Source organism: Mesorhizobium sp. M7A.F.Ca.ET.027.03.2.1, assembly GCF_003999175.1.
Taxonomy (GTDB): domain Bacteria; phylum Pseudomonadota; class Alphaproteobacteria; order Rhizobiales; family Rhizobiaceae; genus Mesorhizobium.
Genome location: NZ_RZOM01000076.1, coordinates 1 through 10,934 on the forward strand (window position 1 = coordinate 1; position 10,934 = coordinate 10,934).

The following is a 10,934-nucleotide window of genomic DNA, read 5'->3' on the forward strand; positions in this document are numbered from 1 at the left end:
CCTTTGCCGTGTCGGGGATGATGATCCCGCCAGCGGTCTTGGATTCGGATTCGACCCGGCGAACGACCACGCGGTCATGCAGCGGGCGGAACTTCGACTTTGCCATTTTCGGATTTTTCCCTGGTGCGCTGTTGAGGGGTTTTTGTTAGCACTCGCGATGGACGAGTGCTAACGCGATAGTGAGGTAGGCTGTAAGCGGGCACTCGTCAAGACGGACGAGGGCAGGCGAGGAGCTCTGGCCCCCTCCCCGGTGGAACCCAACGCATACGCGGCATCCGCGTTGATGGCTGCGAGCCCCACATTTCCATTGAATTCGGCGTCATGACGCCAACTTGCTCGCGCCGCTTCCAAGTCGTCAGTCGTGCTGCCGTCAGCACGAACATAGGGCTGCGCTTCACTTCCCGTCGAAGCCGCGGCAAGCAGCGTCGCCGTCAGCACGCTCCTTTGCAGATGCTTGCCAAAGGTGGACAGTGAGCGCACCTGCGCCGGGCTGTTGGTGCGAACGTAAGACGTCATTGACAACTCCTTTTTGCAAGTCGAGCCCCTTCTCCACCTTCGGCCGCCGTCGACGCGAAGAAGTCCGCATCGCGTTGAAGACGAGCTGCGAAAAAGAGAAAGATGTGTTTGATGGCTGCGGCCCCAACGGTGCCTTCAGATTTGAGATCACTTCCGCCGCGAGCGGCTGAAGCTCCTCGCAACGTCAAATCGAATCTGCTGCCAAGCCTCCAGGAAAGGAGAGCATTGCTCATCTCGCGCTTGTGCATGCAGTCAACCTTCGATCCGTGTTGCCACATCAAGAGCAAATGCCGTGCCAAAGCTCACTGGGAAGTGAACGCATGGCTCTCCCTGAAAACCTCACAAATCCAGCATGGTCAATTGTGCGGAACCCGACATGCGTCTTCTGCCACTGTCAGCTTTCGGACAGGCATGACGCGTTTCGCGCCGACCACCGGTCGATCGGTTTTGGGGCCGGTCTGTTCGCCTCATAAGAGCGCGTTACATTGCGTAGCGGTTTCCCGAGCGCCGCCACATGACACTGGACCTGCAGGTAGCACCGGCTTCTCATCCAGCCTTACTTTGGCCCCCTCGCGTATCAAATTCCCGCTGGCGAGCCCTGCTTTCATAGATCGCACCATGCCGGATGTCTGCTCTGGCGCCCGACCCGCTGGCACGATCTCGATCCGGCATAAGGGCGCAGCATCTTTGCAGGCCGTTTCATCCCGGCGTCCTGCTTGGCTGACAGACCGCACTTGGCGAGCGGTCTCCATGCTCTCTCCAAGGACCATCCCTGCGGCTGGCTTGTCGACCTATGGGCGGGTCCGGCCGCCCGAAACCCTCGCGCCATCAGCTTTTTTCCCCGCCGCCTGCGGCGGCTTCCTCGCGCCGCTTCGCTCACAAAAAAGCTGCCCGCTCGGGTCCTTCACTGTCGCTGCGGCCCTGTCGGATTCAGGCGGTCCTGACGCGCCCATTACGGTGCGCCATCGCAGGGGATGGTCCCCGGCGAAACCACAAAAGGAGACTTCGAAATGACCGCGATCGGTTACGTCAACAAGCAGGAAAACGGCGCCTACAAGGGCCAGTTCAAGACGCTCAGCGTCCGCGCCGACATCGATATCGTCCCCAACCAGGCCAAGAGCGCCGATAACCATCCCGACTTCCGGGTGCTTACGCAAGGGGTCGAAGTCGGCGCTGGCTGGATCCGCACCGGCGAGACTTCCGGCAAGGATTATGTGAGCCTGTCGATTGCAGCGCCGGAGTTCGGACCGCGCAAGCTCTACGCCAATCTCGGCCGAGCCGCCGGCCAGGACGATCACGACACCTACGCCATCATCTGGAACCCGGCCGACTGACCGGCCGAGATAAGAGCCTCGCGCCGCAGCCCCGGCGCGGGGCTCATTCCCAGGAGTTCCACCCAAACCCCGTCCGCCCTAAAGGGCGGCGAAAACTCTCCCCCGACTCTTCGCCCGTCCCCGAGACGATCTCCCTCGCCCATCCTCGCCCTCGCTTGTCCGAAGCGAAACGAGGATCATCATGGACGACGAAAACGAACGCGCGGCCCGCGCGAAAAAGGGCAGCCCGTTTCTCAGCACAGCCCAAGCCGCCTTCTATATCGGGCTCTCCCAGCGCACGCTCGAAAAGATGCGGCTCAAGGGCGGCGGCCCGAAATTCCGCAAGCACGGCCGCTATGTCCGCTATCACATCGACGAACTCGACCATTGGTCGAAAGGACACCCGCAGCACTCCATCGCCGGCGATGGCAAGGCCGGTTCCGGCCAGGGCGGCACGGGAGGCCGTTCATGAGGCGGCGCCCTTCCATCCATCTGATCGGCAGCCGCCTGAGGCGTGTTCGAGCCCGTAAGACGGTCGCCTTGGCCGCGGCCGGTCTCGGTCTTTTGGGCTTCACGGCGCTGGGAAAGCCCGCCCCTTGGCTGGTCTGGAACGCCTCGGCCAGCGCGCCGATCGGCCTTTACCGCATCGCTGCGGGAGCGCTGGCGCGTGGCGATCTCGTGCTCGTGCGCCCGCCTGAATACGCGGCGTATCTCGCCGCCGAGCGCAGCTATCTGCCTCGCAATGTGCCGCTGGCAAAACGTCTTGCAGCGCTGCCGGACGATAATGTCTGCGCCTTCAATGACGCCATCATCATCGGCGGCGACATCGTCGCGCGCCGGCTCAAAATCGACGCCGAAGGCCGACCTTTGCCATGGTGGAACGGCTGCCGAGCGCTCGGGGATAACGAGGTTTTCCTGCTCGGCAGCGACAAAAACCGCTCCTTCGACAGCCGCTATTTCGGGCCTGTTCCCACTCAAAATGTCATCGGGAGGCTCGTACCACTATGGACCGAGTGACCCTCCTCTTGTTGGGCATGATCGCCATTGCGCCATGCGCCTGTTCCGCCTCGACCGGCGCTGAGCCGGTCGCCATCTCCCAAAGTCCGCAGCTGCGAAAGTGGCAGACGTTGGTATCGGAAGCAAGCCGGCGCTTCCATATTCCCCAAGCCTGGATCTATGCCGTCATGGCTGCCGAAAGCGGCGGCAAGACAATGCGCGGCGGCCGCCCCATCACCTCCCCCGCTGGCGCCATGGGCCTCATGCAGGTGATGCCCGGCACCTATGAAGAGATGCGGGTCGAACACGGCCTTGGGCCTAACCCCCACGATCCGCGCGACAATATCCTGGCCGGCACGGCCTATCTCAGTGCCATGTATGACCGCTTCGGATTTCCTGGCCTGTTTGGCGCCTACAATGCCGGTCCCGAGCGCTACGACGAGCATTTGAAGCGTGGCAAACCGCTGCCAGAAGAGACCGTCGAGTACCTCGACCAACTCAAGGCGGCCGGAGTTTCGGCGGCCGACATCGAGGCGTTCGAAAGCCAATCTGTCGCTCCAAAGGCGCAAATCGCTCCTCTCGGACGGTCGCTGTTCTTCATTCATGACGGTGTTCACTCAGGCGTGCGAAACGGCGATCTCTTCGTGCCGCTCGGCAAGGACGGCGCGCAGCCGAAGGAGCCGGTGCGTTAGCCATGGCGGACGGGGGCGCGTCTGGCGGGGCTGGGCGCGGAAGGCAAGATAAAGGTACCGCCTCCAGGAGGCGGTTAAATCTTTGTCTGCACATCGTTTTTCCGGGAGGCTGCCGCCGGTGCCAAGAGGGTTTGACGTGTAAGTGTCTGATTTTGCTTGATATGTCTGGGAGGCTCGCATTAAGGATGACGAGTTCAGGCCGAAGCTCGGCAAAATCGGGTCGCGCGGCTCGAAGGCCGGCAAACGCTATGCCGGCCAGGTTCGTGCGGCGATCAACCGGGCTGGCGGCCGGCCGCAACGCGGTGGTCGCTTCACAGGAAGCCGGACAGGGCGCGGCGGGGCGGCCGCCGCACTGCTGAAATCGCGCGACCGGTATGCCGCCTTCCGCCAGCGCCGGGTGATCGTCAAGGCGCGGGTCGTCAAGCTCGCCGGCAAGGGCGCGGACGGGGCGCGTGCCCATCTACGCTATCTTCAGCGCGACGGGGTCACCCGCGAAGGTGAACCTGGCGAGCTCTACGGCGCCGACAGCGGCCGCGTCGACGGCAAGGCGTTCATCGATCGCGCGGACGGCGACCGCCATCAGTTCCGCTTCATCGTCGCTGCCGAAGACGGCATCGAGTACGACGACCTCAAGGCGCTGACGCGGCGGCTCATGGCGCAGATGCAGGAAGACCTCGGCACGAAGCTCGACTGGGTCGCGGTCGATCATTTCAACACCGGCCACCCGCACAGCCACATCATCGTCCGTGGCAGGGACGACCGTGGCGAGAACCTGGTCATCGCGCGCGAATATATCTCATCTGGCATCCGCGAGCGGGCGGCCGAGCTGGTCAGCCTCGATCTCGGTCCGCGAACCGACCGCGAGATTGAGCTTCGCCTGCGCCGGGAAATGGAGCAGGAACGCTTCACCAGCATCGACCGTCGGCTGCTCAGCATGCGTGATGATGACGGCCTGGTCTCGCCGGGCGGTCCCGACGCCATTCGCCAGACGCTGCACCAGGGACGGCTGCGCAAGCTCGAGCGGATGGGTCTGGCCGCGGAGGTCGGCGCTGGCTCCTGGCGCCTCGACGATGAGCTCGAAGCCACGCTGCGCCGCACCGGCGAACGCGGCGACATCATCAAGACCATGCACCGCGAACTGACCGGCAAGGGGCTTGCCCGCAGGGCCGCCGACTGGGTGATCCACGATCGATCCGGCGAGCCCGTCCAGTCTCTCGTCGGTCGCGTTGTCGCGCGTGGACTGGCCGACGAGATCAATGACCGCCATTACATGATCGTCGACGCCGTCGACGGTAAGAGCCATTGGATCAACATCGGTAGAGGCGAGGCGATGGAAACGATGCCTAATGGCTGCATCGTGCGTGTCGCGCCAAGGAACACCGAGCCGAGGCAGGTCGATCGTACCATCGCCGAAATCGCCGCCGCGCATGGCGGCCGTTACGACGTCGATATGCACCTGAAGCATGACCCATCCGCCACCGAGAGCTTTGCGCGAACGCATGTGCGGCGGCTGGAGGCGATCCGCCGCGCGACCGGCGGCGTCGAGCGAGAGCCGAACGGCACCTGGCTCATCGCGCCGGACCATCTCGATCGCGTCGCGAATTATGAGGGCCAGCGGGCCAGGGCCGAGCCTGTCGTTGCCGACAAGCTCTCCTCAATGGCGCTGGAGCGACAGGTCAGCTTCAACGGCGCCACCTGGCTCGACCGGGAGCTGGTTGCCGATAGACCCGAGCCTTTGCACGGATCCGGCTTCGGCCGCGACGTGAGAGAGGCGCAAGCTCGCCGGCGGCAGTGGCTGATCGCGCAAGGCCTCGCGCATAAAGAACAGGATGGGATCGTCTATCGAGCCAACATGCTTTCGATCCTGCGCCAGCGAGAACTGAACCGTGTTGCTGGCCAACTGTCGGAGGAACTTGGCCTGCCCTATGCCGAAGCGCGATCCGGAGGACGAGTAGAGGGTACGCTCCGCCGCTCCGTCGAGCTTGCCAGCGGAAAATATGCCGTCGTTGAAAAGTCGCGCGAGTTCACGCTGGTGCCATGGCGGCCGGTGCTTGAGCGCCATGTGGGCAAGGAGGTCTCCGGTGTCGTAAGTGGGGAGGGGATTTCATGGACCGTCGGCCGGCAAAGGAGCGGACCTGGTGTTTCGTGAGATGGTGTACAGCTTTTTAGCCAGCGGCGCGGGCAGCCATGCGAGCCCGCGTAGACCTTATGGCCGCACGCCCGCAATCGGTCGCATGGACCTGCCAGGCGGGGCGGCTTTGGAGCGTTCGGACCCGACACGCTGCGTGAGTGGCCAGACTTCGAGCGCTCGAAGATGCGGACTGTTGTCTGCTGGCCGGCGTTATTCCGGCTGGCCTATGACCGCGGCGCAACAGTTCACCGCTGAAGTTGCCACGGGCGAACATCGACAAGAGAAAAAACACCATTGCGCGATACAAATCGCCGTTGAAAGCGTTTAGGTTGCATGCGCTTCGCCAAGTAAACGGATACCCCAGAAGAGAGCCATGACCACGGCCCGCCATATCGTGACGCTGCTTAAAAGCCACATTGCCGGCGACGAGGATCGTTTCCTCTCTATCGCGATGCAGCTTGCTGCGCATGAGGCACGTCAAGGCCATGGTAAGCTTGCTCAGGAGCTCAAGGATCTGGTCGACGCAGCCAAGAGCAGGGACGCCCGGATTGTCAAGAGCAGTCGGCCGGTTCCCCTTTTTCAGCCAAAGGGCGAGCTCGCAGGGCTCCTGCATGTGCGCTATCCGGACCTGCGACTGACCGACATGATTTTGCCGGACAGTCTGCGCTCGCGCCTGCACCGCGTGCTGGGAGAGCAGCGCCAACAAGCAAGCTTGCGCGAGCACGGGCTTGTTCCCCGTCGCAAACTGCTTCTGGTCGGCCCGCCAGGATCAGGCAAGACGATGACCGCATCGGCATTGGCCGGGGAGCTTCATCTGCCCCTTTTCACGATCGTCCTCGATGGTTTGATCACCAAGTTCATGGGAGAGACTGCCGGAAAGCTGCGGCTTGTTTTTGATGCAATGCAGGCGACGCGGGGCGTCTACTTCTTTGACGAATTCGATGCCATCGGCGCGCGTCGAGGCGAACGCCAGGATGTTGGCGAGATTCGGCGCGTGCTGAATTCGTTTCTGCAGTTTCTCGAGCAAGACGACAGCCACAGCCTGATTATTGCGGCAACAAATCATCCCGAGCTGCTCGACAGAGCTTTGTTCCGCCGTTTCGACGATGTCATCGAATACGCCGTGCCCGATCGGCCGATTATAGAGGCGCTGCTTCGGGCTCGACTCGACCGCTTCGACACCAGAGGGCTTGCCTGGAACGAGGCGATCTCTCAGGCAGAGAGACTGTCGCAGGCCGAGATCACGCGCGCGGCCGACGACGCTGCAAAAACCATCATATTGCGGGGGGGGAAGCGGATCACCTCGGAAGCGCTCATCGACGCTCTGAAGGAACGCCGGCAGGCGTCGCTGTTTGAGTAGCGACAGCACAGATCATAATGGCAGACGATTTTCCGCGCGACCGCGCCCATATCCACCTTCGCAACAACGGCATTCGGGAAGCCTATCGGCGGCCCAACCAACTTATACATGCACCGCCGCTGCCGGCGCGTGATCGGGCGTCGCATGCTGCGGCCTTGACGCAATCCATCGAACAAGCGGTCGAAAGTGCACGCCAGCAGATTGCGGCGCGTGACCCCCAGCTGTCGGTCGGCACGCCTGGCTTTTACCTCGCGATCGATCTGCCCATGTCCGGACGGGCGGCCCTCGACCAGTTGGCCGATCGTCGCCAGCACATGGAGCTGGTCGCCGTCCATGAGCCAACTCAACCCGGTGCTCCCATCACAGCGTCGGTGTTCCTGCCGCAAAGCGCGCAAGCCTATTATTTGCGGAAAGTCGAGGCGTATCGAGACGTTGATACTGACCGCGGCAGACCGCGCAACGAGCCGCTCGTCTCCCGCATGGAGACAGTCAGGCTGGCGACTGCACGATCGTTGTTTACCGACCACGACGACCTCTTCCCCCAGGCCGCTGACGAGCAGGTGTGGTGGGAAGTCTGGCTGCGCGACGGTCGCCGCGAGAACTTCGAGCACATTGCCGAAGCCCTGAACATCACTTTGCGCACGCATGCGGTTAGGTTTCCGGAGCGGGTGGTCATGCTGGCCCTCGCCAGCACGGCAATGCTCGACCGCATGATTGCGCACAGCGATGTCGTCGCCGAGCTGCGGCGCGCGAAGGATACGCCGTCCTTCTTCCTGGGCCTTGGCGGCGCGGAGCAAAGGGACTGGAGCGACGAGCTTCTCGGGCGCGTCAGACCGCCTCAATCCGATATTGCGGTCTGCATTCTCGACAGCGGCGTGCGTCGCACCCACCCGTTGATCGAACCCGCACTTGCCGTTTAAGACTGGCACACCGTCAAACCGGCATGGGGCAGCGACGACACACCTGCGTGGAGCGGCCACGGGACGCGAATGGCAGGTGTCGGCCTGTACGGTGATCTGGTCCCGCTCCTGGTCGGAGGCGATCCAGTTCCATTGCCCTTTCGGCTGGAGAGTGTTCGTATCCTTCCGCCAGAAGACGAGGCAAACGATCCAGAACTCTATGGCGCGATCACCGCGGAAGCGATCGCCCGCGCCGAGGTGCAGGCGCCGGAGCGCCGCCGCGCGATCGCAATGGCTGTGACAAGCGCCAGTCCGGCGCGTGGAAGGCCCACATCGTGGTCTGCCGCTATCGACCAACTCTGTTTCGAAGAGGAACAGCGACGCTTGATCGTTCTCTCTGCCGGCAACATCGGCGATGACCTCATGCCGGCCGAGCATTTGACGCGCAACGATCTGGAAGCAGTCGATGATCCTTCTCAGGCCTGGAATGCGCTGACGGTCGGCGCTTTCACAGAAAAGGTCGATATCATTGACACCGACTTTTCGGGCTACGCTCCGATCGCGCCGGTCGGCGAGCTCTCGCCGCGCAGTCGCACTTCGGTCGTTTGGGACAGGCAGTGGCCGGTGAAGCCCGAGGTCGTCTTCGAAGGCGGCAATCTCGCCCATGACGGTGTGTTGCCCGGCGAGCCGATCGACGATCTGCAGATATTGACCACTTTCTGTCGACCCGAACTGCGCCACTTCACCACCCTCGGAGATACGAGCGCGGCAACGGCCCATGCCGCACGGATGGCGGGACTAATTCTATCAGCGCGCCCCGAGCTGTGGCCTGAATCGGTTCGCGCCCTGATCGTCCACTCGGCCGAATGGACTCCGGCGATGCGCGCACGCATCGATGCGTGCAACGGAGCGAAGGGCGAGATCCAGGCGCTCGTGCGGCGCTATGGTTACGGCGTGCCAGATCTTGGGCGCGCGCTTCTGTCAACGGTGAACGACCTCACGCTTATCGTTGAAGATGAGCTTCAGCCTTTCCAGCGCGAGGGCGGCGCGGCTGCCAAAACGCGTGACATGAAGCTGCATCGCCTGCCTTGGCCGAAGGAGCAGCTCGCGGCGCTCGGCGCTGCCCAGGTCGAGCTCCGCGTCACGCTGTCCTATTTCATCGAACCCAACCCCGGTGAACGCGGATGGACCCGCCGGCATCGTTACGCGTCCCATGGTCTTCGGTTCAGAGTAAAGTCAGCGACCGAGACAGTCGACGAATTCCGAGCCCGCATCAATCAGGCCGCTCGGGACGAGGAGGAAGGGGCGCCTGCTGGAGGCGGAGAAGAGTGGCTGCTCGGCACCTTCCGCGATCGCGGCTCGTTGCACGCCGATTTCTGGTCGGGCAGCGCCGCCGATCTCGCCGAGCGTGACGCGATCGGCGTGTTCCCGGTCGGGGGCTGGTGGAAGGAGAAGCCTTACCTGGAACGCGTCGACGCTCTGGCTCGGTACGCCCTGATTGTGACGATTCGGGCGCCTGGGGTCGATGTTGACATCTTCACACCCGTCGAAGCAGCCCTGACTGTCGAGACGTCGGTCGAGACCTGATGCAGCACTGTCCAAACCGGCCAACAACGGAGGTTTGACCAGCCTCTGGTGCCATGGCGGCTGGTGCTGGATCATCACGTCGGCACGGGATCATGCGCGGAGGACGATAGGCCGGCAAAGGAGCGGGCCAAGCGTGTCATAATGGCGCCCATGGTCACGCCCACAAGCCGCGCCCCCTGCGTCTACGGAGAGGTGCGCGTCTGCTTAGGCGGCCGAGACATCGCTTACCTGATCAACGCGCTCCGTATTTGCGCCTGTAAGCGGCAATGAAATCGTCGTCGCTACAGATGCAGCGGCCGCTGGAGTCCTTGGCCTTCGGATCGTGCAAGTGAGAGCCAAGGGGGCGCAGAAGATTCACCCGAGTGCTCGTCGTCGGGCTCATGGGAAACCCCGCACTATGCTTGACCAAATCCGCGGCAAGCATAATCCCGGCAAGCACCGACTGAAAGGCCATCGGAACCACAGTTCGAACGCGGCGACTTCCTTCGCTAAGCTGGAACACCAGACCGCCGCAGATAGCCTGCTGATAAAAGGAGCGCAGGGGCTGGCCGACAAACGGGGCTAGCGGTTCAAACGGCACAGCCATCGCTGTAGCCACGCGAACTACAAAGTCGTTGGGAACTCCGGCATTTGTCTGCAGGAGCGTTTTCACCTGCTCGTGTGCTTCCGGTATTCCGAGTTCCTCGGCAATCAGCTGGTGCTCGTCCTTGGATTTTCCGGATGGCAGGTACATGCAACAAAGGCAAGCCTGGCCGTCATCGAAACCATGCCGGGAGATACCGAGATCGTGCTCCTGCATCCAAGCGTTTGCGATCCATCGCGGCAGTGCACCTTGGACAGCCAGACGGTCGGCGGCGGTGTCAAGCGCCACACCCACTTGGTCTAAGACCCAATTGCCCCGGCGCGCAACATATTCTGCCCACGTCAGAGGGTGCGCCTCGACCTCAAGGCCAGTCGATCTAAGGGCGGTGGCTGCAAGAACCGCCTTGGACATACCAATCTCCGCCTGGCCGGCCAATGCGTAGCGCTGCAGGTTTGAGAGTTCGATCGCTTCGTGATCGATTACATGCAGACGACCCTTGAGATCGGGTTGTCTCGCTAGCGCCCAAAGCGAGCCATGGCCTATCGCACCGAGCCCAACGAGGTGGGTTTCGCCAAGGTCGACTGGGAAGTCGATCGGGCCAGCCTCCCCGGCTTTGGTCTTGTCGTAGCTGCATAGCGAGAGGTCGATGGTTTCGTCCAACTCGGCGCCGGTCAACTGGGCGGCGAAGATAGTTCGAAAGACGTTGGCGGCGCCGAAGCAACTGGCGGCGCCAGCTCCAAAAGGCAGCAGACTTGGGCCAGAGCCCACCGGGTCCGTACGCGACAGCTTTGCCGCCCAACCGTCCGATCCCACGAAAAAGATCGGGCACCGGAGTGATGGGCGCGTTACCCCTGCAA

7 protein-coding genes and 2 pseudogenes are annotated in these 10,934 nt (G+C 62.9%); 7 read left to right on the forward strand and 2 right to left on the reverse strand.

Annotated elements, in window-relative coordinates; all coding sequences use genetic code 11:
• Positions 1-106, reverse strand: a pseudogene (locus EN750_RS05725) (co-chaperone GroES); the annotation flags it as partial.
• A 1,420-nt stretch (positions 107-1,526) separates the two neighbouring features.
• Here EN750_RS05725 and EN750_RS05730 point away from each other — a divergent pair.
• From EN750_RS05730 to EN750_RS05760, 7 genes and pseudogenes are all read left to right on the forward strand, one after another.
• Positions 1,527-1,850: a DUF736 domain-containing protein gene (locus EN750_RS05730; RefSeq protein ID WP_024505644.1), complete on the forward strand. Its 324-nt coding sequence runs from the start codon at positions 1,527-1,529 to the stop codon at positions 1,848-1,850.
• A 181-nt stretch (positions 1,851-2,031) separates the two neighbouring features.
• Complete coding sequence (locus tag EN750_RS05735) at positions 2,032-2,301, forward strand: helix-turn-helix domain-containing protein (protein WP_024505645.1); 270 nt, start codon at positions 2,032-2,034, stop codon at positions 2,299-2,301.
• Positions 2,298-2,846: a S26 family signal peptidase gene (locus EN750_RS05740; protein WP_024505646.1), complete on the forward strand. Its 549-nt coding sequence runs from the start codon at positions 2,298-2,300 to the stop codon at positions 2,844-2,846. The genes EN750_RS05735 and EN750_RS05740 overlap by 4 nt, the downstream gene beginning before the upstream one ends.
• Positions 2,834-3,517 carry a lytic transglycosylase domain-containing protein gene (locus EN750_RS05745; RefSeq protein WP_024505647.1) on the forward strand — a complete coding sequence of 228 codons (684 nt, stop codon included), beginning with the start codon at positions 2,834-2,836 and terminating at the stop codon, positions 3,515-3,517. Before EN750_RS05740 ends, EN750_RS05745 begins: the two co-directional genes overlap by 13 nt.
• Positions 3,518-3,695: 178 nt before the next feature.
• Positions 3,696-5,666 carry a relaxase/mobilization nuclease RlxS gene (gene rlxS / locus EN750_RS05750; protein WP_024505648.1) on the forward strand — a complete coding sequence of 657 codons (1,971 nt, stop codon included), beginning with the start codon at positions 3,696-3,698 and terminating at the stop codon, positions 5,664-5,666.
• A 355-nt stretch (positions 5,667-6,021) separates the two neighbouring features.
• On the forward strand, positions 6,022-7,008 hold the full coding sequence (locus EN750_RS05755) for an ATP-binding protein (protein ID WP_126057775.1): 987 nt from the start codon (positions 6,022-6,024) through the stop codon (positions 7,006-7,008).
• 17 nt (positions 7,009-7,025) lie between these two features.
• Positions 7,026-9,494: pseudogene (locus EN750_RS05760) on the forward strand (S8 family peptidase).
• A gap of 232 nt (positions 9,495-9,726) precedes the next feature.
• On the opposite strand, the gene EN750_RS05765 reads toward EN750_RS05760, so the two are convergent.
• Positions 9,727-10,934: E2 ligase fold family C protein (locus tag EN750_RS05765; RefSeq protein ID WP_127395859.1), on the reverse strand; the 1,208-nt coding region annotated here is incomplete at its 5' end.